Origin of the sequence: Bacteroides sp. OM08-11 (assembly GCF_003438665.1) — a bacterium.
Classification (GTDB): Bacteria; Bacteroidota; Bacteroidia; order Bacteroidales; family Bacteroidaceae; genus Bacteroides; species Bacteroides cutis.
On sequence record NZ_QSTJ01000001.1, the window covers coordinates 597185 to 620627 of the forward strand.

Annotated in this window: 10 protein-coding genes; 3 read left to right on the forward strand and 7 right to left on the reverse strand. The window is 44.1% G+C overall.

The window, feature by feature from the left end:
- Positions 1 to 4 precede the first annotated feature (4 nt).
- Positions 5 to 2392: a chondroitinase family polysaccharide lyase gene (locus DXC10_RS02260; RefSeq protein WP_117737271.1), complete on the forward strand. Its 2388-nt coding sequence runs from the start codon at positions 5 to 7 to the stop codon at positions 2390 to 2392.
- 21 nt (positions 2393 to 2413) lie between these two features.
- Positions 2414 to 4870 carry a polysaccharide lyase family 8 super-sandwich domain-containing protein gene (locus tag DXC10_RS02265; RefSeq protein ID WP_117737357.1) on the forward strand — a complete coding sequence of 819 codons (2457 nt, stop codon included), beginning with the start codon at positions 2414 to 2416 and terminating at the stop codon, positions 4868 to 4870.
- 485 nt (positions 4871 to 5355) lie between these two features.
- On the opposite strand, the gene DXC10_RS02275 is transcribed toward DXC10_RS02265, so the two are convergent.
- The 4 genes from DXC10_RS02275 to DXC10_RS02290 all read right to left on the reverse strand — a co-directional run bounded on the left by DXC10_RS02275 (position 5356) and on the right by DXC10_RS02290 (position 14363).
- Complete coding sequence (locus DXC10_RS02275) at positions 5356 to 6306, reverse strand: tRNA-dihydrouridine synthase family protein (protein WP_101542123.1); 951 nt, start codon at positions 6304 to 6306, stop codon at positions 5356 to 5358.
- Between the two features lie 302 nt (positions 6307 to 6608).
- Positions 6609 to 8855, reverse strand: coding sequence for a glycoside hydrolase family 95-like protein (locus DXC10_RS02280; protein WP_117737272.1), 2247 nt, complete (start codon positions 8853 to 8855; stop codon positions 6609 to 6611).
- A 29-nt stretch (positions 8856 to 8884) separates the two neighbouring features.
- The gene (locus DXC10_RS02285) at positions 8885 to 11362 is read right to left on the reverse strand and encodes a glycoside hydrolase N-terminal domain-containing protein (protein WP_117737273.1); all 2478 of its coding nucleotides are present in this window, start codon (positions 11360 to 11362) and stop codon (positions 8885 to 8887) included.
- 115 nt (positions 11363 to 11477) lie between these two features.
- Positions 11478 to 14363, reverse strand: a complete 2886-nt coding sequence (locus DXC10_RS02290; RefSeq protein ID WP_117737358.1) for a chondroitinase family polysaccharide lyase — start codon at positions 14361 to 14363, stop codon at positions 11478 to 11480.
- A 263-nt stretch (positions 14364 to 14626) separates the two neighbouring features.
- On the opposite strand from DXC10_RS02290, the gene DXC10_RS02295 reads away from it, so the two are divergent.
- Positions 14627 to 17272, forward strand: a complete 2646-nt coding sequence (locus DXC10_RS02295) for a glycoside hydrolase family 2 TIM barrel-domain containing protein (RefSeq protein ID WP_117737359.1) — start codon at positions 14627 to 14629, stop codon at positions 17270 to 17272.
- Positions 17273 to 17377: 105 nt separating this feature from the next.
- On the opposite strand, the gene DXC10_RS02300 is transcribed toward DXC10_RS02295, so the two are convergent.
- Genes DXC10_RS02300 through DXC10_RS02310 form a run of 3 tightly spaced genes read right to left on the reverse strand, consistent with a single transcriptional unit; the run spans position 17378 to position 23372 of the window.
- A complete protein-coding gene (locus tag DXC10_RS02300) occupies positions 17378 to 18418 on the reverse strand; it encodes a DUF5017 domain-containing protein (protein WP_101542126.1) in 1041 nt (346 codons plus the stop codon).
- Between the two features lie 31 nt (positions 18419 to 18449).
- A complete protein-coding gene (locus DXC10_RS02305; protein ID WP_117737274.1) occupies positions 18450 to 20198 on the reverse strand; it encodes a RagB/SusD family nutrient uptake outer membrane protein in 1749 nt (582 codons plus the stop codon).
- 21 nt (positions 20199 to 20219) lie between these two features.
- Positions 20220 to 23372, reverse strand: coding sequence for a SusC/RagA family TonB-linked outer membrane protein (locus DXC10_RS02310; RefSeq protein ID WP_370448198.1), 3153 nt, complete (start codon positions 23370 to 23372; stop codon positions 20220 to 20222).
- Between the last annotated feature and the right edge of the window lie 71 nt (positions 23373 to 23443).

Below are 23443 nucleotides of genomic sequence, written 5' to 3' on the forward strand. Positions count from 1 at the left end.
TATCATGAAGAATTGTATTTGTTTACTTTGTATCTGTTGGATGCAAACTTTTATGTTGGCTTTGGCAGATGAAACATCTGTTGATGAGTTTTTATTAAAAAATGAAGACAAAACTTATTACGAAGATCTGCATAAACTTCGTAAAGTCTATCCTTGGCAATGTATGAAAGCGAATGACAAGGAAATAAGTGATGCGGTGGATTTTGCCGAAAACTATAAATCGTTGGAAATTGGAAATGAAAGTTGGGAATATATCCATCGGCTTTCCGAGACAGTACGCAGTCTGGCTTATGCTGCTTCTGAAGGACTACCGGAGGGGAAAAACTTCAATGGTTTTATGGAAACTCTTTTGGCGGATAGAGTGATAGAACAGATACCAGGTCTTATTTATAGCCGTTATGATGATGTACGGAAAATCCCTGCTAATTTTTTATCTGCTTTGCCTGCATGTAATACGAAACAGCAGGGAAAACTTATCGCAGCAGTGAAGCATCTTGTGGAGTTTGATAAACTATATCAGGATGCTGCTACAGTAAAAGTAAATGTGAATACTGATTATATGTATAATGTATTGCCCCATCTGTTTATTTGTGCCCTACATCAGCCCGATGAGAAACAAGCAGTGAAGGATATGTTCGCTTTTTCGCATTATCTATCGGCCTGTACACAGTATTCGCCCGGCTCTAAAGACGGGCTGAAGGTGGATGGGACAGGTTTCCACCATTGGACACATTATAATGGCTATATGTATGCCTACAAAACATGGGTGCAATATATGGCATACTTGAAAGGAACCGTGTTCCGTGTGGATATGGATGCATATCAGAGAATGAAGAAAGCAATAGTCAGCGAATATTTAATGGCTACACTTCCTGTTTCGGGAGAAGAGCATTTTTTTGCGAACAGTCTGGCAGGGCGCCATCCTTTTGCGGGATTGATAATAGATTTTTCACGGGAATTGTTTAGAGAACTAGTAGAAGTAGGGGGAGATATAGAAGGAAAAGAGATAGACGAAGAGTTGGCTGGTTATTATAATGCTTTCTTTCAAACTGATTATTATAAACAAATCAAACCTAAAGAATTGGATGGCTTTTATCAGTTTAACTACAGTCCTGCCGGAGTCTATCGTCAAGGAAATTGGGTAGCAACCATGCGTTGCCCTACTACTCGTTTCTGGGGAGGAGAGATTTATAATAAGACAAACCGTTTCGGTCGGTATCAGAGTCATGGAACATTGGAAATACTTTACAATGGCTCTTTGGAGCAATCGGGATATCCTTCTGCGTGGGAACGTTTTAGCGGGAAACGTGGGGGATGGGACTGGAATGTAGTACCGGGTTCCACAACCGTACATTATATCGATTGGAAAGAAATGATGCCCAACGGGAATGATGCGGATCGTTTTGACCAATGGTCTGCCACTACAAATTTTTCAGGTGCTCTTTCTTGGGGAAATTGTGGCATGTTTGCCTGTGCTTTTGATCAGGGAGACCATTGGGGAAGCCGACGTTTTGTACCGACTAATCTCACTTTCTGTAAGTCTGTTTTTGCCTTTGACGGTATATTGGTTAGCCTGGGAAGTGGCATCGGGTCACGAGGTGACTATGCCGACGACCGCATTACAGCTACCAATCTGTTTCAGGCACTGGAGTATAAGGGCAAGGAAGCTCCTGTGTTTAATGGGAAGAAATTGAAGAAGGGAGATGTGCTGTTGCCAGAGCAAGACAAAGACAATTGGCTGGTCACCCCTTGTGCTACCGGTTATTTGCTTCCTGCCGGAAACGATCCTCTTATTGTCTCTTATGGCAATCAGACTACTCCGGGACCGGAAGGTGCTACTCCAGAATCATTTGGAACACGTTGTGCGTCGAAAGCTTATATCAATCATGGTATAAAGCCTGCGAAAAAGAAATATTGTTTTGCGGTAGTTCCAAATACTACTCCCAAAGCGATGTCGGTTTTAGCTGGGCGTCTTTTCCATAAAAGTGGGCTTTTTGAAATAAAGCAGCATCAGGATTCGTTACATATATTGAGGCATGTTCCTTCCGCTACTTTAGCTTATGCCTTGTTTGCACCGGCAACCTTCCTTCAGGAAGGTATTTTGCAGTCTTCTGATACGCCATTGTTGTTGATGGAACGTTTTTACGGGAAAGACGGTATATTGAAACTTGCTGTTTGCAGTCCCGATCTGCGTCCGAAATCAATCAAAGATGCAAAAGATTGGATTTCCACTCCTACTATATCTACCCTGATACTTGACGGAAACTGGCAGTTGGCTGATAGTGGAACAAAAGGTGTTTTGTCTTGCTCATATGAAGGTACATGTACTAAGGTTGTTTTAGAATTGAAAGAGGGATTGCCGCTCTATCTGGAATTCCAAAGAACACGATAAATAATAATGATATCTGGTATTATGAAAAGAAAAGATTTATTGATTTTATTATTTCTAGCGTTTTATTCTGTGATGTATGGACAAACAGCTGAGAAACAAATTGCTATTGACAGTTATCACCGTTATTACAATGAAGGATTGGCGGTGAAAGACAACTCCAAACGAGAAGCTATAAAGAAACTACGTACAGATTTTGCTACTCATCCTTATCGTTATTATCAGATAGGGAAGCTTATTACGGCGGAACAATGCTTGGATATGATTGATGTTGAGGGAATGTTTGCAGATCTGAAAAAAAAGGAACAAGAATATTGGAATAAAAGCAAGACACAAAGATACTTGAGGAAAACTCAGGATATTGCAGCAGGTATAGTAGGTACGGCCTTGTCGCGCCTTTGGATTATAGGTGACGCTTATCGCACAGGAAAACTACCTACAGAAAAAGCAACTGCGGACAAAGTATGGAAGTCGATCATCCATTATACAAGTTTGGAAGCGGGGCGTCCCAATGAGGTGACACGTTTTCTGGATTCTTGCTTCGGTGCACCTACCAATGCAGTTAATATTTATTTCAGCTATCTTGAAGAAATGGAAAAGGCTGAGAGGGGCGAAGCCGGCCAATTACTGACTGAAGCTTGCACAATGCTGAAAGTTGTAGGCCTACAAGCCTGGACGCAACCTTATAGAAACGATGATACGGACAAGAATGTTGTTTCGGTGGAACGTTTCCAGAACCATGTTTGGTGGGTAGGTGGTAACGGGCTGGGTTATCGTGCCCTACTACCGGTAGCAGCCATGTATCGTTCTATCCCGATGCTTGATGTCCTGTCTGAAATCTGTTTGCGCTGTATCAGCTACACTTCGCAAAACACGTATCACACCGCTTTTTGGAGAGAAGGATTTACTGCCGATGGAGCCGGATGGGGGCATGGACTGCAATGTCTCATCTGGGGATATCCTATCCACGGAACATCTAGCGCATTGGGTATCCTGAATACATTGAAAGGTACTCCATGGGAGAAAAAACTGGGATCAGGAAATGTTGCTGCACTTATGAATTTCTTCCGAGGAGGAAATTGGTATTATTATAAAGGGTATCGTTTACCTTGCCTGGACCGCTATTCAGCCGTCTATAATCCGGACAAGGTGAACATTCCTTATTCTGGTTTGCTGAACAATGTCATTGCTAACTGGAAGGATTCATTTACTCCGGAGGAACAAAAGGAACTGTTACAGTTGCAGCAGGAAGTGGCAAAGAATGATATACGGATGGATAATTATTGTTCCGGCATGTATCAAGGTACAAGATGGTTTTTCAACAATGATGACCTGATTAAGAAAACGTCCGATTATCATATCACGGTAAACATGGCTTCCGTTCGTTGCGACGGATTGGAGAGCGCTCCGGCCTTTGCCGATGGTTATAACTTCTATACGACGGACGGTTTGACGTTGTTCCAACGTTCGGGTAATGAATATTTCAGTATCATGGGTGGTTGGGATGTTACGGCTTACCCCGGAGTGACAGCGCGCGAAGGAATGGAGAAACTGACTCCTGCTGAAAATTGGGTCGGTTATTGCAGTAAACACAACTATGCTGTCGGTGCTACTGACGGAGGAGAGTCGGCAGTGGGTGGATATATTTTTGAAAAAATGAATGCATCGGACAAAGGTAATGTGAATGACCGTGGAAACAGAAATGCGAAGAATGACATATTGTATGACTTCAAAGCTTATAAGGGATATTTCATGTTGGGTGACTATTTCATAGCGTTGGGAGCGGGTGTGACGAACAAAAAAACGGAATTGGAAGGGAATATACGTACCACCATCGACCAGACAAATCACCTTGCGGAAGTTTATACATTGGAAAAAGGCGTAAAGAAAAAGTTGGAAAAAGAGTTGGTGACTCTGAATGGCGATACCTGGGTGGTACAGGAAGGACAGTTTGCCTATCGTATACTACCGGAATTCACACAGAATGCTTTTGCCGTGTGCGAAAGCAAACAAGCCGTATGGGCTAAGATGAATAATAACAATGAGAAAAACAAGAAACTTCCTAAGCAGATAGATATTCTGCGTATATGGGCCGATCATGGTCGTGCACCGGTAAACGACACGTACGGTTACGTGGTATACAGCGGCAAAGGGCAACCGGCAGATAGCCTGCCATTTCAAGTATTACGCAACGATACGCTGGTGCAAGCCGTGCGTTCTGCAGACGGCAGAATTCTGGAAGGTGTCTTCTATCCTGGCAGTAAAGGGTTGAAGGAAGAGGATGTTTCCTTGGAGGTTTCCGCCCCTTGTGCCGTACTGATAAAAGAAGAAGAGGACAGTTACCTTGTTACTGTGACTGATGCTTGTATGGACACATCATTGAAAGCTGTGACAGTACGGTTTAATGGACGGGTAATCAATGTGCCCATGCCACAGGGCGAATTAGGGGGGAAGCCCTCTGTGGTGGTTTGCGGTAAGTGATACTCCTGATGTTTGATTGAAAGATGTATAATAAAGTAAAGTAGTAATATTTATGTGGGAATACATACATAAATTAATCTTGTTTTTTGTACTGTTGCCTATGACAGTATATATGTTTGCTCAGGAAATCACTCCTTCGGATACTCCGAACGAGACCCAAAAGGCCATGCTGAAACGTGGATACGGAATGTTTATACATTTCTAAATAGCCCATAAAGCTGACAAGAAGCAGTATTTGCATCAAGGCAAGTCTTATTATATGCCTTTTGAACATACGCTCTGCCTGAGCAAAGCATGGAACTGGTTTCAAAAAGATCCTATGACACCGGTCCGCGACTTAGATGAGCTGGAAGAACTTTTTTACTGGTGTACTGACAACAACTGCTCCACCCTCTATTTATAAGTTTAATGTAATCTGCAAATAACTTAAGAAGATAAAAGCAGAACTTTTCAGATTATTTCCGGTGAAATTCATCTGTCACGCATTATAAGTTACCGAACAAGCTATTTACCGCAACCTCGTAGTTACTCAATTTTGTCGCTTTATGAATGGCTTTTTTCGCTTTCCGGTCTCCTTCCGGCAGCAGATATTCCCAAAAGCTTTTCATTTTCATCAACAGTTGCAGGTCTCCGCCTTGCAACTGTTCTTGATAGGTGCCGAACACTTCTGCATGCAGTTGCTTTATCTTTTTTGCCCTTTCATCGGCAGAGAGGGAATACCCCTGCCTATATTCCTCTGCCAAAGCGGGGTTGGCGAGTAAACCGCGACCAATCACGATACCTGCCAGCTTGGGAAAACGGGCAGTGACGGTTTCTATATCTTCTACCGTATGTATATCTCCGTTATAGAACAAAGGCTTGTTGCAACTGTTGTAGAAGGCTTCAAACCCATCAAGGTCGACTTCTCCCTTGTATTGTTGCTTGCCTAAACGTGGATGTAGAATAATATGTGAAAGCGGTAATCCGTTCAGAAGCGGAAGGAGGGCGACACACTCCTGTGCATTATCCCAGCCCAACCGCAGTTTGACGGAGAAACGAATGTCCGGATGTCCCTCTATAGCCGTGTTCAGTAATGTCGCTACTTCTTCGGGGTAGGGCAACATGCCGGAACCATTGTGCCGTTTGGCCAACATTGGGAATGGGCATCCCAGGTTTATATCCACTTCCCGATAGCCGTTTCCGATGAAAAGGCTCATTACCTGTTCAAGCTTTTCCGGTTGTGGAGCTATCAGTTGAGGAATCAGATGCAATCCCCGGTTGTTGTCAGGATGGATATCGCGTGTGTCCTTGCGACGGATTTCTCCATGCTCTACACGTGCGAACGGAGAGTAATAAGTTTCGATACCTCCGAAAATACGGGCATGTGCCTGGCGGTAGACTGCATCTGTGTAGCCTTGGAGCGGGGCGAAGTGGATGGGTAATAGATTTTTGTTCATGCGGACAAAGATACGAGTTTTTAGAGTAAAACAGTATTTACTTCATCTCTTTTATGTTGCTTCTGTATGTCCCTCTGGTTATTCCTGTTTGTTCTTTATGTTGCTTTTGTTCAACCCTCATCTTTCTTCTGCTCAGCTTCTATATTCATTGTCGGTTCACAGTAGTGGATAGATGTGTTCACTGCAGTGGACATATCTCTTCACAGTAGTGAATTGATCTGTCCACTACTGTGAACCGGTAATAAACATAGGGCTTTAACATAATAAACCTCAAGGTTTGAACAGACAAAGCTACGGGGTGGTTATTTGCTATCCCATTCAATGATTTCTCCGGCCATGGTATTTCTTTCTTCTATCTTGTTGGTGAACGGGTTCTGTATTTTCAGTTTACCGCCTCGTTCGGAACGGACGGTCACCTTGTGGATTTTCCCGTTTTTATAATCTGCACTGACAAGGAAAGCCCCCATGGCCCGCAGGTCTTGGAATGAAGCTTCGTTCCAGCTTTCGGGAATTGCCGGGAAAACACGTATGGTGCCGGTATGGCTTTGCAATAGCATTTCTTGTATGGCAGAAGCGCAAGCGAAGTTTCCTTCCAAAGTAAAGGGGCGATAGGTGAGGGAGGAGTATCCTTTCTTCAACTGGTCGCCGTTAAGGTGAAAACTGTTGGGAGAACAGAAAGCTTTGATGAAGATATGGAGACTGCGTGCGGCGGCATCACCGTCGAAGACGCGCGCTTGCATATTGGCGAGCCAGGAGTAGGTGTATCCGCACCAATGCGCGCTTCCAAGTTCTTCCATGTGATGAATGGAACGTTTGATGAGGCGTTCGGTTTCTTTTCCTTGTGATACATCCAACAGGCCGAAAGGATGAAAAGCCAACATGTGCGAGAGGTGGCGGTGCGAAACGGTCAACGGGTAATCGGGGGCAATGGTCAATCCGGTACTGTCTTTGGCAAAGTCGGGCCATTCTTCAAGTTGCCGGCGCCAATGGGCGGCATCCTCTTTCAGTCCTAAAGAATCTGCCATTTCTGTGGCTGCCATATACGTAAGCCGTATGTTGGCGAGGTCGTAGTTGGTGGTCCGTTCGAACCAGGCATTCAGTCTGTTGTCGTTTATTTCCGGTGAACTGGAAAGGGGGAGATTACGTACGCCTTTGGCGTCTTTTACCGATATGTTGTCCATATATCGTGCTGCTTCTTTCACCCAGGGATATGCCTGCTCTTTGAGGAAGTGTTTGTCCGCACTGTATTTCCATTGCAGGTAGAAGTGGTGTACAAGCCATCCGTTAGTAGTGGGTTGATGCGAATATTGGTTCCATCCACCGATGGCCTTACCTTCCAAGGTGGCTATACAGGGGATGTTGAGACCTTCTACTCCGAAGAATTGTCGGGTAAACTTCTCTCCGTTATCCTTTATTTTCCATAGCCAGTCGGTAAATACGCTTGATTCTTCCAGATGGTTGGAACTGTAGCCCGGCCAATAACTGAGCTGTGTATTCAGGTCGTTGTGAAAATCACCCCGCCAAGGTGGTGTCTGTCCATTATCGGCGGTCCATACGGCTTGCAGGCAGATGGGAGGGGCGTCTTTGCGTGAAGCGGCTCCGAATTTGTACATTTCCAGATACCATTGGTTTTCCAAGGTATAGTCGGGGAGGTGGAGTTTGCTCTTTTCCCAATACATTTTCCACCATTCCGTATGTTCGGCCAATGAAGTGTTGAAGTCTTTGGTATAGCTTTTCATGAAATCGGAAGCTTGTACGGGATCGCTGTACCAAGTACCTTGTGTGGTAATGTAATAACAACCTTCCAGAGTACCTGAGGCGGGAGTGTCCCATTGTACCGATACTTCATAAGCTACCTTTCCGTGTGCCTTTTGCCGGTAGACAATACGATTGTCGCGGCAGGTAATTTTTCCGTTTTTGTATCCCAGCCGGGTAAGGGAATTTGTTCCGGGTGCGGCCGTATTCTCCGTATCTGTTCCATCTTCTTCAAATCGGGGTGCCTGTAACTTGACGGAAGGAATTTCCGGTAGGTTCTCCAAGCGGAAATGACCGACCTTGTCTGTTGCACTTGTGAAGAATTTGCCGACTGCCCCGCATTTCCATATAATGGTACAAACGGCGGTGTGTACATCCAGTTCCACACTTTCTACCTCTCCAAGTTGTGAGACCGGAATTTCGATGGCACCGACCGGTATTTTAGTTGGGGCACAGTCTTTGCGGGTACGGTCATCGATGAGTGCATATACATTGGAAAGATCTCCCCGTCGTACCTCGTCACAAATGAACCGGTAGGAATATGAAGGAGATTCAAACTCTTTGACGGGGCGTAAATCCCAAAGATCGGCACGGTCCAGTGCCAGTCTCAGTTTGCCGTCTTTTTCCCAGATAAGACTGCCCATGATACCGTTTCCCAAAGGGATGCCTTCGTCCCATACGGTAGGAAGTTTCTCGAAACGTAAACCATGGAATGGATGGTTGGTTGCATGAATGGAGAATAAGTTGAGGAAACATGTCCCGATAAGAAAGATGAAGAGACTTTTTATTTTCATACGTATAAAATTAAGTAAGTAATTCCTGATTATAATTGAATGGTGTATGACTCTCCTTCCTTAGTCTTAAAACGGATTTTGGAGGTTGCCTCTACCTGATATTTTATATTCTTCCCTTTTGAGTCGGTGATTGTCGCTTTATCAATTCCCGGATAATACAGAGTGCAAGTGTTTCCTTTTCTGGAGAGAACATTCAGCAATATCAAGTGACCGGCTTGCCAGGATACGGATAACTCAAAGTTTCCTCGTGCCACCAGACCGTTGTAACGGCCGTTGCGCCATGTTTGGGGCAGAGCAGGAAGAGGGGCTATGTACCCTTCATGGCTTTGCAACAACATTTCGGCGATGCCGGCAGTAGTGCCGAAGTTGGCCTCTATCTGGTAAGGTGAGCGTAGAACCGCAATGCAGTTTGTCCATAGATTGTCCAGAACGGCGGTCTTCATTAATGTCTGTAATACTTGATGTGCCCGGTTTCCGTCTTTGGTACGTGCCCATAAATTTATTTTATGTGCCATAGACCAACCGGTCGATTTGTCGCCACGCAAGTTTAGCGTTACTTTAGCTGCCTCGAGCCATTGGGGGGTATTGCTGTTGATGAGGGTACCCGGATAGAGTCCGACCAAGTTGGATATGTGGCGGTGGTTTTTCTCCAATACAATATCATCATAATTGACTTCTTCTCTGTACTCTTTTATTTGGCCGGAGTTTCCGACTTGTACAGGATCCAGTAAGTTGATTTGTTTTCTCAGCAGTTTGAGGAACGGTTCTTTCTTTCCTGATAACCGGGAGGATGCCAAAGCATCCCGATAGGTTTCATAAATCATTTGCTGGTCGAAAGCGCAGCCTAATGTAGGATAGGGCTTACCTGTGATTTTACTGAACTGTTCGGGAGAAGAGGAGGGGTAGGCCAGTACATAGCCCAATGTATCGCGCACTGTCTTGCTGAAGAACCGTGCCAATCCGGACAGGGCGGGATAGGTTACTTCTTTGAGTATATCCGTATCCGAAGTAAACTCGTAATAGTCCCAGAAAAGTTTGGAAGTAAGTCCGCCGGTACCGGGGCCGGAGTGGCCTCCCGGGGCTCCTATACGGAACGCTCCTCCGGCCGCACCTATAATCCATCCGTTTTCTCCGGCTTGCGGAGAATACATGGAGGGATGGTATTTCTTGATATAACCGGACGCTATCTCCTCTGCCGCTTTGCGATAGGCTTTGTAATAATCGACATAACTTTCAAACAGTTCGGCGAGATTGGTGCTGAATGCCGGCCAGTAGTTCATTTGTATGTTGATATTGTGTGTGTAGTTACCGTTCCAGGGAGCCAGTTCGTACTGGTTCCATACTCCTTGCAGTGTGGGGGGGAGTGTTCCTTTACGGGAAGTGCTGATAAGCAGATATCGTCCGTATTGGAACAGTAGTTCTTCGAGATAATTGCTTTGTTTTCCTTTTTTGTACTCTGCCAGAAGACGGTCGGTGGGTATACGGGGGAGCACCTCTCCCAAATCAATCTGTACACGGTCGAATAAATTTTTGTAGTCTGCCTGATGAGTGGCAAGCAGCTTTTTGTATCCTTTATCGGCAGCTTCTTTGATTGTCCCGGTAATCTGCCGATGGGGGTCGGGGCAGTCTTTCAGTTTTTCCGCAGTAGAACGGAGAAAGAGTTCGCTGCTTAGCTGATAGTTGGTTCCTAAAGAGAATAGTATCAGAGCGGAATCTGCTTGTTCCACCTGAATTGTTCCGTTATCATTGTTACTGTCATTATGTGAGGTTAGCCGGCCGCCATAGGGTATTACTTTCAGTTGGCCTTCGTAAATCATGTGCAGATACTCCGTGGTACCTCGCAAAGTCAATATATCTTTGTCCGCAGAAACGTGTCCGGTACGTCCGTTGTAACTGTAACGTGTCTGTGTTTGGCCGCTTAAGTATCCTGTAGTGATAGAATCAGGACGTTGCAGCGGCCCGAAAGGAACTAAATAGGGTATTTGAGCACGAGTGGTAAAGGTTAGTTGCCCGGGCTTGTCGGCTGTCAGTTTGATAACCATTACATTGTCCGGATAGCTGGCAAAATATTCACGGTTGTAGTTTACGCCGTTGTGCTCGTAACTTACTCTGCAAATGCCATCGTTAAGTGTCAGGCTACGTTCATAATGACCACGGGTAGTATGATGGAAGTCAAGGTACAAATCTGCAAAAGCTGTTTGTGTCTCTACTCCCCACAAACCTTTGATGTGAAGTGTCTTGTCGGTTATCTGTATCCTCTCCGTATCGGTACGTCCGAATATAGAGGCTCCCATGTATCCATTCCCTATCGGCAGGGAACTGTTTTCCCAATCCAAGTCGATAGGCCGGTCGCTTTCATTAGGACGAAAAACCGCCCCATTGTTCGGGGCGGGCATATCATACCATAGTTTGTATACTTTTTGTTGAGTATTGGCTAAATCATTACTTGCTGTAATAATGGCCGGAAAAAGATAGAGGGAAATGAATAGTATAATTTTTGTCTTCATGTACATAAAATTAAGATGCAGCAAAGTTAGTGTTGTTGAGGCAGACTAGCATAATAAATTTATACACAAAAGATGAAATTTTATTCACTTTAACCTTTGATTTCTCGTTTAAGGGTTATTGTTCCTGTGATAACGTAAATTCCACCGGTTGCCCGTGTTGGCAAATTACAATGATAGTCGTTTCTACCTGATTGGAATGTACGGTTACTTTCTTATGGGGCATTGCGCTTTTCCACTTCCCTTTTAGGATCAGTCTCTTTTCAATGGGACGGCTTGGCTCTTTGGTGGTATAAGCCTTCTCGGAGATGTTCAGGTTGGGATCGCATACACTGAGCAAGAGATTATGACCGGATTGTTTCTGCATTACCATTGTTTCGGCAGGGATGGAGAGGAATATTTTATCTTTTGAGGGGAGGTAAGTCTCAAAAGCTGCGTATGCGGTGATACCCGTCTGTCTGTCGGCAACTACATGGGCGATACTGTCTTTGTGGAGTATCCGGTAAGGGATTTCCCGGCAGGCGGCATTCACTTCTTCCGGGGTGGGCTGTATCAGTACCATGTATTCGTACTGGGCATTTTGCGGTGATGCCCCATGATTGATGTAGGCAGACGCGAAAGTTCCTTGCGTTTCGGTACGGGTCTTTTCATGACGAGAGTCTTGCCGGGCAATTTGTATCTGTACGTTGTTGCCATCCAACAGATAGTAATTGTGATATCCATCTTGAACACAATGGCGTTTTCCATCGTTCAATTCCTGATGGAAAGGTTTGTTTCTCAGTTTGCCATCTATATAGATATCACTCTTTCCTTGTTGGAAAGTACTCTGAAAAAGGGTTGTCTCGGTAGGGTAAGAAGCGTTGCTGTTACTGATGCCTGTACCCAGGCATATCATACGGTTATCGAAACAGAATACCGACTTACGGGCTACGAAATCGGGAGTGAAGTTTTTCAGGTTACGTTCCATCAACTTCATGGCAAACATACCGTTCTTCCCTTCCAGTGAACTGCTGCCGGAGAAGTTCTCTTTGGAATGAGCCATGGTGGTTCCTGGTAGGGGGCTGTCCAGCAAATCAAAAGGCAAATGTATCGTGGTAGTTCCCGGTAGGCGGTTCCAGTCCCATCCGTTTTCGTCGAAACCACTGGCTTTACGCGATGGATAACCCATGATTTGGACGGAACCGTAACTTTGATAACGCCCGTAACGGTTATCTTTCTTATAAATCTCAGCTCCCCATACATCGGTAGTATAACCTTTCAAAGTCACCATCCAGTTGTTGCGGCGGAAGATACCGGCTGAACCATAGTTGTATACAAAGAAACCTTGTGGCGCTTTTGCAGGAGTAATGCCTTCTTTCTTGAAATAGGTTGCTTCCGGGGTGTTCTCATCACAAAGCCGTAGATAATCTGCTGCTAAGTGGTGGTCGAAGGGATTACCTTCTCCTGACAAATCTCCGGCAAGGGCAAGATGGGCGAAGGCCGCTACATCATCCTCTTTCATGGAGAAGCCGAAAGGATGCCTTCCACTAATTCCGATGCCCCATTCGTAGCGATTACAATAATTACGCATGGAGATGAATGCGGACTTCAGTATTTGGCGTGCTTCTATGGTAGGGACGTATCGAGTGTGAGCAGTGAGTGCGGTAAATTGTCCTGCCATGGCGAGTACCCCCGTGGTATAAGCTGGATAAAATCCTCCGTGGTGGAAGGTAGTTCCGTCTACTTTGATTCCGCCAATAGTACCCGGACTGTATTGTAAAGAACCACTCAGCCATCTGGACAGTCCGGTCAGGGCACGTGCCCTTTCTCTTTCGTCTACAAATAAAAGTGCAGATACGGTTTTCGCCATCAGCAGGGTATGCCAACTGTCCAGTAATTCATCTCGTCCATATTGGAAAGGTATCCTTGTTTCTTGCAATGCCGACCAGAAGATAAGTGTTGAAAGAATATTGTTTCTGTTGGGAACTCTCCAGATCGCATCGCGCATCAACCATGCCGTGGTATATATTTTTCGTACCTGATAACCATAATGATGGTTAGTACCCATGCCGCTACCAAAAGCGAAACCTTGATTGATGGCGTAATCCCAGACGAGAAAATAATTCTTTTCCGATTGGGCGGAATGGTTGCAGTAGGCATCGTAGGCAAAGCCCGAGAGCATATCTTCCAAATCATTCCAGGACAGTTCGCCTTTTTGACGATCCAGTTCATCGGGAGCTACAATGGGAGCACCCGTAAAACCGTTGCCGGAAGGACGGATATTGGCTGCTTTGAAGGTACTGTAGGCTTTTGATATACTGTTTTTCGGGGCTTTCCGGATGTTGAGTGCTGTTGTCAGCCGTGCTTCTACGGTAGCCAGTTCTTGCTTCTCGGTCACGGTCAATGATTGGCTGAGGGGCAGGTCGTATTGATATTGTTCCCATTGCCAGACACGACACCAATGCCACAGGTCGCGATAAGTGAGTGAGTTGTTGGTCGGCATCTGCAGGTCGGGAGTGGTACGGTCATTGATTTTCTTTACGGGGAAGGTCAGGCGGTCTATGAAGACACGCCCTGTACGGTTAGGAGCGACGATGCGATAACCGGCGATTTCTTTTTCCTGCTTATCTCCCTGCATGTGTTTGAAGCTAATCCAGCAAGCACGCCATCCGGCGGCATACAGGCGGAAGCCGAAGTGATGGGAAACATGTCCGTTGGGAGAATAGAACTCAAAACGCAGAGAATCTTGCCGAGGTTGTTCATTGTAAATCCACAGGGTAATTCCATTGTCATCATTCAGGATGAAAGCCGATTCGGATGGGATATCCAAAACACTGTTTGGAGAGAACTTCCACTCCAGGCTCTTGTTACCTTCTTTATAATATAATGACGATAAGGACAATTCTTGTTTACTGGAGCTCTTGAAGTTTAGGGGAACTTCTTCTTCAAAGTCCGTAAATTGCGCAAAAACAGGTAAGTTCAGATAAAAAAAGATGAATAATAACAGATAATTCTTTTGTGTCATAACCATCGGGGTAATTGAGGTGATTAATTAGTGTGTCACAAAATTACGGGATATTACGATGAATATGTATGTGGATTGTACAAAACAAGTGGTTAAATTATTCATCTATGACAGTAATGCGTGTTTTTGAATAAAAGTATACTTCTCTTGTATGAATATCGGGTTCCCTTTTTAATTATTTACTTATTTTTGTAGAAACAATTCTTAAACCGATAATTTATGAGTTGATAAGTATAAAGAATAGTCTTGAAACTTCATATAATATGAAAAACATTATTTTGTTAGTCTTTTCATGGGTTTGTATCGGACTGCTACAAGCACAAGAACATTTTTCTGCAACCGGGTTTTATTCGGTAGCCAACTCCGGGCGCGAAGTGTTGGATTTCAATCCGGGGTGGCGTTTCCATCGGGGAAATATTTCCTCTAAAAGTTCTCCTTTACAATTGGATGACAGTAAGTGGGAAGTGGTGAATTTACCGCATACTGTAGAGTTAGTTCCTTCTGAGGCGAGTGGTTCGCGAAATTATCAGGGACCTGCTTGGTATTCCAAGCATTTCACTGTTGATCCTAAATATCAGGGAAAACGCCTGTCACTCTATTTTGAAGCTGTCATGGGCAAGAGCTCTTTTTATGTAAATGGAAACAAAGTGAAAGAACATTTTGGAGGTTTTCTTCCGATAAGTATAGATTTGACAGCTGCCGGAGTATATCCGGGTGATGATGTAACTGTTGCCGTATGTGCTGATAACAGTGATGACAGTTCTTATCCGCCGGGACGGACACAATATACAATGGATTTTTGCGTATTCGGGGGAATCTATCGTGATTGTTATTTTGTCAGTACAAATGATGTACATGTGAGTGATGCCAACGAAGTGTCCCAGATTGCCGGTGGTGGCGTATTTGTCAGTTATGAAGATGTGTCGGAACAGAAAGCGCAGGTAAATGTCAAGACCCATATTGCCAATGATGGAAAAACAAGTTGTAAGGTACTGGTGGAGTCGACTCTTCTTGATAATAGTGGTAAGCCTGTGGGGAGTACACGTAAAAATCTGCAACTGTCTGCCGGAAGTGCCGGACACGTTACACAGCAAATTTCCGTCAAGAATCCGTTATTATGGCATCCCGATACTCCCAATTTGTATAAACTTAAGACATCGGTTTACCGGAATGGTGAATTGTGTGATGCGGTTATTTCACGTATTGGTATCCGTAGTATTGAGTTTCGTGGTTCGGAAGGGCTTTATATTAATGGAAAGTCGTTTGAAGACAAACTGATGGGGGTGAACCGTCATCAGGACTATGCTTATATTGGCAATGCCGTACCAAATAATTTGCATTGGCTGGACGTAAAGAAGATGCGCGATGCCGGTTTCCGTGTTATCCGTTCGGCGCACTATCCGCAGGATCCCGCTTTTATGGATGCATGCGATGAACTGGGTATGTTTATCATTGTGGCTACTCCCGGCTGGCAATATTGGAATTCGGATCCGATGTTTGAGAAACGAATTCTTTCGGATATTCGTAATATGGTTCGCCGTGACCGTAATCATCCTTCCGTACTTCTGTGGGAACCGATACTCAACGAAACTGCTTTTCCGGAATCATTCGCGCAAAATGCATACCGGGCTACTCACGAGGAATACCCGGCTCCCGGCTGTTATGCTGCTATTGATGATCTGAGTAAAGGAGCATTGGGATACGATGTCCTTTATACGGCTCCCAAGAATGAGACCTATTATCAGGAATTAGGGAAGTCTTGCTTTACCCGTGAATATGGTGACTGTGTGGATGACTGGAATTCTCATAACTCTTACAGTCGGGTGGCACGTGAGTGGGGAGAAGAACCGCAGATACGTCAAGCCCAGCACTATGCCCGTAAAGAGTATGGCGGTTCACTCACTGTGGATCAGTTCTATAAATCTCCCAAGGGACATATCGGTGGCGCTTTGTGGCATTCGTTCGATCATCAGCGTGGTTATCATCCCGATCCTTTTTGGGGCGGATTGATGGATATGTTCCGCCAACCGAAGTATTCTTATTATATGATGATGAGCCAACGTGATCCGCATCTGGATTTGAAACAGGCCGATAGCGGTCCTATGGTGTACATTGCAAATGCGATGACTCCCTTCTCGTCGGAAGATATTGTGATTTATACTAATTGTGACAGTGTACGTATTATTATCAATGAAAATAAAACTCTTGTACAGGCACCGGTACTGGAAGAAAAGGGTATTCGCCATCCTCCGGTGATATTTAAAAATGCTTATAGTTTTGTGGATGTTCGGGCACTTCACCGGGCGGGTAAACCGGAACAATGCAGCATCGTAGCTGAAGGCTTTTTGGATGGTAAGATAGTTGTCCGTACTAAGAATATGCCCTCCAAGCGTAATGAACAGATCATTTTGACTGTTGACTCCGGACTTCCTCCACAGGCTAATGGTTCAGATATAATTACGGTGATTGCTTCCATTGCCGATAAAGATGGTTATGTGAAACGTCTTTCGCAAGAAACTATAGTTTTTGAGGTGGAAGGAGAAGGAGAACTTGTCGGTGGTAGAGATATAGAGGCCAATCCTCGTGTGAGTCGTTGGGGAACTGCGCCGGCGCTGGTTCGTACCAGTATGAAAGCAGGGACTATCAAGGTGAAGGCTCGGCTCTTACATCCGGGTATTCAAATCCATCCGGAAGCAATGATTGAAATTAAGACTCAACCCTCCGAACGCATGTCTCTCTATAAAGATATCTCGCCTCTTAAAAGAACTGAATATTCGGGAAATTCGAAGATAGGAGAGATTGATCTTAATGAGATGAAGCGGTTTGCTGAAGAGGAACAGAAACGTATCAATGAAATGAAGCAAGTGGAACAGCAGCAACGCCATTTTGAGAGTACGGAGAAAAAATGAGGAGAGGAATCTCACGATTACTCTCCTCTACACAATTCAAATTAATTAAGGTCTATTCAATTATCTGATATATAAGTTATCAAGGTTAGAAGTCTTGTGTTATTATCATTCCGTTACAACTACTTTATACTCGTGTACTATCGTCTTCTGCTGCTTGTAGTTACCATTAGTAGCTATGAAAGTGGCAGTATATGTGCCTGGTTCATCGTAAGTATAGCTATAACTCTCGAGGTTCTCAGTGATATCTTTCAGACCTGTTCCGGAATCGGGGGTACAAGCATTGACAATGAGCAGATTGGATACCAACCAGCTGTATTTCAAGGCTGTTTTTGCATTTGAACTGTGAATCCAGAAATTGGTCATATCCTCTAAGTTCCATATACCGGAGATGTTGGGGGCTGATTTGTTTGTCGTTCCGTAAGCTAGATTTGTAACTTTCGCTGTGGTGGACAGGGCTTTCTGGTCACTTAGATTATGTTTGTACAGCATATTCAAGGCTGTGAAACCAAATGAACCTGCACTCAAGGAGGTTTCTGAACCATCTGTCATCTTATTGACGATCTGCATATTCTTGAAATAGAATTTAGGTTGTGTCAGTGAGTTGTCTACTCCCTTATACATGGCGGCAATGACAATTCTTCTGCCCAGGTAAGGTTTCATGTCGATTTCAAAACTCTTGGTAGAAGTCGGAACAGGAAGTTTATCGGCCGGTATAAGATCCGTCCAACCTTCGTGTTTCTCTACCAATACAGAGTCTTCCTCAAATTTGTTTTTATATAATCCGGGAAAATCATTATCGGAAATATACAGATGGAAATTTACCGCAGCCAGACTTCCGTACTGAGCTTGTAAATCAAGCTTTAGCGTAGAACTTTCTATGTCGTTCTCATCTACAGTAGTACGATCTCTGTATTGGTATTTCTTTCCGGCTTCACCACTGAAAAAAGTAAGATAATCGGGATCACCGTTGAAATGGAACTCTACAGGGGTTCCTTTCTTTACAGTAATGGTCTGGCCGTCAAAACTGACACCTTCATTAGTCGCAACGTTTACGTTGAGTTTGGCATCTTTAGTGAGTTCGTTCTCACAAGAAGCTAAAGCAAGACTTACAACGCCAACTGCTATTAATAATTTATTTAGTTTCATATTTTCTGTTTTTTATAATTTAGACATAGGTTTACCAACCCGGATTGTTCTTAGTGATAGCTTTGTTTACAGCCATTTCACTATCAGGTATCGGGAAATAATTATATGCATCGGTTATCTGGAAGTAAGTATAAACGCTATATTTATCCCCTCCTGTCCAGTTTTCTGCCCGTTGAGCGCGTGGAGCCAGTTCGTTCATGTTCTTTACATATTCTCCCCAACGAATTAAATCGAAACGGCGGGTATATTCAAAGCAAAGTTCCATAGCACGCTCGTCTTTGACAGCTTGGCGGAACTCGTCTACGTCCAGTGTTTCCGGCAACGGGTCAATGTGTGCACGGTTACGTACAGCTTGGATACACTTGTAAGCCAGTGGTGTAGGTCCGTTGTTCACTTCGTTTTCAGCTTCGGCAATCATCAGTAATACATCAGCATAACGTAATACGGGGAAGTTCAAGGAAGTATAGTTTTTATTTTTCTTCTTATCCTGGGATTCATACTCTCTACGATACTTACCACAAGCACGTGAGTAGTTATTCTTGGAGTCAGCATTTGTCTTCTCATAGTCTCCGGTCTTGGCCTTAGGATCACCTTTACCGTAGCTATATGACTTATTCCAGTATTGTTTCTTTACTTCTTCCAACTTGCCGATTTCAAATTCACGTGCAGTTACTCCTGTTTTTCCGGCGGCAATATAAGTGAATGGCGCGATACTCCAGTTCATGCGGTCTATATCATGGTTCTTTTCGTACAGTTCAAAAAGTTTCGGAGTAGACCAGTAGTAGGCATATCCATATCCCGGGTCTTGCGCACCGATCAATGATGCGTCGTTAGAGAAATCCGGACATTTAATGCCGATAATATTTCCTATACGTCCTTCTGCTCTTACTTCATCGGTATATGTTCCGGCAAATTCAATTTCCCAGATACTTTCGTTCTTACCGGTAGAGTTGTATTGGTCTGAACAAATGTCGATAAAGAAGTCCCAATAATTGTCTGTCAGGTCGTGTCCTTGAGTCATGACTTTTTGTGCAAAGGTACTGGCTTGGCTGAAGTATTCTTTGATGGCAGTGGCGTCACCGTTTGTTTTGTCACGGAAGTGTTCGCCTGCTCTGAACAAGTAAACACGAGCAAGGATACCCCATGCGGCAGATTTGGAAATGCGTCCGGGTTTGTAGCCCAGATCTGCTGCTGATGCCAGATTATCTGAACATTCATCCATTTCTTTGACGATGAAATCATAGATTACCTGCTTGTCGGTACGGGGAATATCCAGGCCGGTTACACTGTTGGTGGAAGTGGTCTTGAATGGAACATCTCCCCAACCTTGTACCAGTGTGAAGTAATAGAATGCGCGCAGGAAGCGTGCTTCCGATTTGTATTGTTCACGTATTTTATCGCTTATTTCCGGAGTCTTGTCTATGTTTTCCAGAAATGTGTTGGCGCGGTCGATACCTGAATAAAGATTGATCCAAAGATTACTGAAATAAGGAGAACTGGAGTTGGCATTATTACATGCTATTGCACCGGATGTGTCGGGATTACGACCGCCACCATAGTGAGACAGGTCGTCACCGGCTACCAATTTCATGTAATCGTTTCCATAGAAGCTTTGTGCAGCCAGAGGTGCATATACGGAAGTAAGGAAAGAGGCTGCTTCCGATGCGTTATTGAAGTAAACTTCGGGGGTCAGTTTGGTAGGCTCCTTATCCAGAAAGTCGCAGGATACCACTGTCAGCCCGACACAGAAGAATAATATTATTGTTTTTAAAGTTTTCATATATTCAGTGTTTTTATGAGATTAGAAACCTAAATTGATACCGAAACTGATAGAGAATGCTCTCGGGTAAGCTGAGAAATCAAGACCCGGAGTCAAAGCTCCCTCACGAATAGATACTTCGGGGTCATAACCGGAGTAGTTTGTGAGAGTCCACAGGTTTTGTGCAGCCAGGTAGACACGTGCATTGTCTATCTTATATTTGTTCAGGAAGTTCTTCGGAATGGTATATCCCAGTGTTACTGTTTTTAAACGCAGGAACGACCCGTCTTCTACCACACGTGAAGAAATCACGAGATTGGAGCTGGAGTTGGTTGCCGCCGGAATGTCGCTGGTCGGATTTTCCGCTGTCCAACGGTTGGCATAGCTGGCATACTGGTTCAAATCTTTCTTTTTTTGAAAGCCGCTGTCGAAGAACAGGCGGTTGGCATTTAAAATATCGTTACCATACGACCATTGGAAGAAAACACTCAGATCAAATCCTTTGTATTCGAAATTGTTGGTGAAACCACCTGTGTGAATAGGAAGTCCACGGCCGATCATGGTACGGTCTTTCGTATCGATGATGCCGTCACCGTTCAGGTCGGCGTATTTGGGCATACCTGGCTGGGTATTTGACTCACTTGTATAGTGAGGTATATTCCCTTTTAATGTGTAGGTGCTTCCTGATTTGTCAAAATCCTCATATTTATATGTTCCTTCGTATACATAACCATAAATCATACCCATAGGATAACCTATTTTAGCAATATAATTCGGTTGGCTATTGAAATTCTGGTCAAACTTGGCTGTACTTAAAATACGAATTTGGTTTTCGGCAAGCTCCAAAACCTTGTTCTTATTGAAGGAGATGTTGAAGTTAGTAGTCCACTTAAAGTTTTTGTTTTGGATATTGACCGTATTCAAAGTTAATTCGATACCGTCATTACGTACTTTACCGACATTCTTCATTGCACTGGCGTATCCGGATGAATATGGAAGCTGGGCATCCAGTAAGAGATCGCGGGTCGTTTTACGGTAGAGGTCTACTGTGAAACCGATACGTTCGTCAAAGAAACCTAAGTCAAGACCTAAGTTCCATTGCTCGGTGGTTTCCCATTTCAAGTCTTCGTTAGGCAGTGAGATGGGAGCTACACCGACATTACCGTTATTATTGTCGAACGGATATACTGTATTAGGGATACTGGAAGTAGTGACATGAGATTTCAACATATCCAATAATGCATAACGGTCATATTCACCGATACGGTTGTTACCGGTCAATCCCCAACTTAGACGCAACTTACCGCTTGAGAACCATTTCTTATATTGTTCCATGAATTCTTCTTCTGAAAAACTCCATGCCAGTGAACCTGAAGGGAAGTAGCCATAACGATTCTGTTTGCTGAACTTGGAAGAACCATCGGCGCGGAACGATGCAGTGGCATAATATTTGGATTTATAATTATAGTTGATACGTGCTAGATAAGAGAGCATGGACCAAGATGATTTTAAAGAAGTACTCTTGTCGAAAGTGCCCTGGCTCATGCCTGCCATTCCCAATGATTCGTTTGGTATTTGTTTCGTACGGAATGAATAGTATTCATAATCAGAATTTTGTAGAGTCACACCCAACATGGTATTGAGGAAGTGCTTGTTGTTAAAATTGGTCTGATAAGTCAGGATGTTTTCATTTAACCAAGTCAGACGTTGCTGGCGCATGATTTCGGCATTTACCTTGTCGGTTGATGTAGGACCACCGTATCGTGTTTTGGAACCATTGAAGGTATCGCTCTGACGGTTGTCGTATGTATAGCCGCCGGATACTTTCAGTTTCAACCCTTTGATAAATTCGTATTCCACATATCCGTTGATTTGCAGATTATTGGTGTAGTACTTACGATAAGCATTTTTTAGGTCCAGAATAGGATTGAAACGATAGTCGTTCGTTGCATCCAAATCATCATCCATCACGTTGTTGAGAAGATCATCTAACGAACGGTCGGGATAATTGACCGGACGGTAACCCCATACACTATAGAAAAGATTGTTCATGCCGGAATATGAACTTTCAGAGGGAGAGCTACCGGTCTTGATGGAACGGGAATAGTTGGTATTCAGGTTCATAGTCAGTTTACCGCGTTTAACCATTGTGTTCATACGTGCCTGCATACGTTTGTAGTTGGATTCTAATAAAATACCATCCTGATCGTAGTAGGAAAGAGAAGCATTGTAGCGTACCCCTTCCGAGCCACCTGCCAAACGTACGTTATGGCTTTGCTGCCATGCAGCACGGAAGATCTCGTCCTGATAGTTGTTTTGCGCGATGTTACGATAGTCATCCAATGTCCATTGATGTCCATTGTAAAGCTTGAAGTAGTTTTCGGCAGTTTTAGTCGGGTCGATTTCGTTTTGTAATTTTACAAATTCGTAAGCATTCATCATGTCGAGTTTCTTGCTTACGGTCGACACGCCGAAACTACCGTCATAACTGATTTGAGGTTTACCTACCTTACCTTGTTTGGTAGTGATGATGACAACCCCGTTTGCACCACGGGCACCGTAGATTGCAGTTGCCGAAGCATCTTTCAAGATGTCGGTAGACTCAATGTCGTTAGGATTTATGGAACTTGCTACGGCAGGATCTTCCACAGGGAAACCATCGATGATGTACAGTGGAGAGTTGTCTTGTGTCAAAGAGTTGTTACCACGAATTACGATGTTCATGGTGCTACCCGGCGCACCTTCACCGGAACTTACGTTTACACCGGCGATACGTCCTCCCAGAGTTTGATCGAAAGAAGATGCAGGCGTTTTTAACAGGTCACTCATATTAACCTTTGATACAGAACCGGTCAGGTCTTTCTTACGAACTTCTTGGTAACCTACTACTACGACTTCCTCCAAGGCTTGTGCGTCTTCTACTAAGGTAATGTTGAACGTTTTTTGGTTACCTACTTTAATCTCTTGCGTTTTGTATCCAATGAAAGAAAACTGAAGTATGTCAGTTGGCTTTACATTGCCCAACGTAAACTTACCATCCAAATCAGTGGTAGTTCCATTGGTGGTTCCTTTTACTACAACGCTTACTCCGGGGATTTCTCCCATGGCGTCGATAACTTTACCTGTAATCTGACCGCCTGTTTGTGCCTGTACGTTAAGTGTACAACTCAGGAATATTGCCAGAAACATTAGGATTGTTTTTTGTTTCATAAATATTAATTTAACGGGTTATTAATAAAGGTTGTTTCATACCCAAAACAATTAAA

Bases quoted from the DNA above. Each gene is read 5' to 3' on its own strand.
- DXC10_RS02260 (WP_117737271.1), top strand. From the start codon at position 5: ATGAAGAATTGTATTTGTTTACTTTGTATCTGTTGGATGCAAACTTTT.
- DXC10_RS02265 (WP_117737357.1), top strand. From the start codon at position 2,414: ATGAAAAGAAAAGATTTATTGATTTTATTATTTCTAGCGTTTTATTCT.
- DXC10_RS02275 (WP_101542123.1), bottom strand. From the start codon at position 6,306: ATGAACAAAAATCTATTACCCATCCACTTCGCCCCGCTCCAAGGCTAC.
- DXC10_RS02280 (WP_117737272.1), bottom strand. From the start codon at position 8,855: ATGAAAATAAAAAGTCTCTTCATCTTTCTTATCGGGACATGTTTCCTC.
- DXC10_RS02285 (WP_117737273.1), bottom strand. From the start codon at position 11,362: ATGAAGACAAAAATTATACTATTCATTTCCCTCTATCTTTTTCCGGCC.
- DXC10_RS02290 (WP_117737358.1), bottom strand. From the start codon at position 14,363: ATGACACAAAAGAATTATCTGTTATTATTCATCTTTTTTTATCTGAAC.
- DXC10_RS02295 (WP_117737359.1), top strand. From the start codon at position 14,627: ATGAAAAACATTATTTTGTTAGTCTTTTCATGGGTTTGTATCGGACTG.
- DXC10_RS02300 (WP_101542126.1), bottom strand. From the start codon at position 18,418: ATGAAACTAAATAAATTATTAATAGCAGTTGGCGTTGTAAGTCTTGCT.
- DXC10_RS02305 (WP_117737274.1), bottom strand. From the start codon at position 20,198: ATGAAAACTTTAAAAACAATAATATTATTCTTCTGTGTCGGGCTGACA.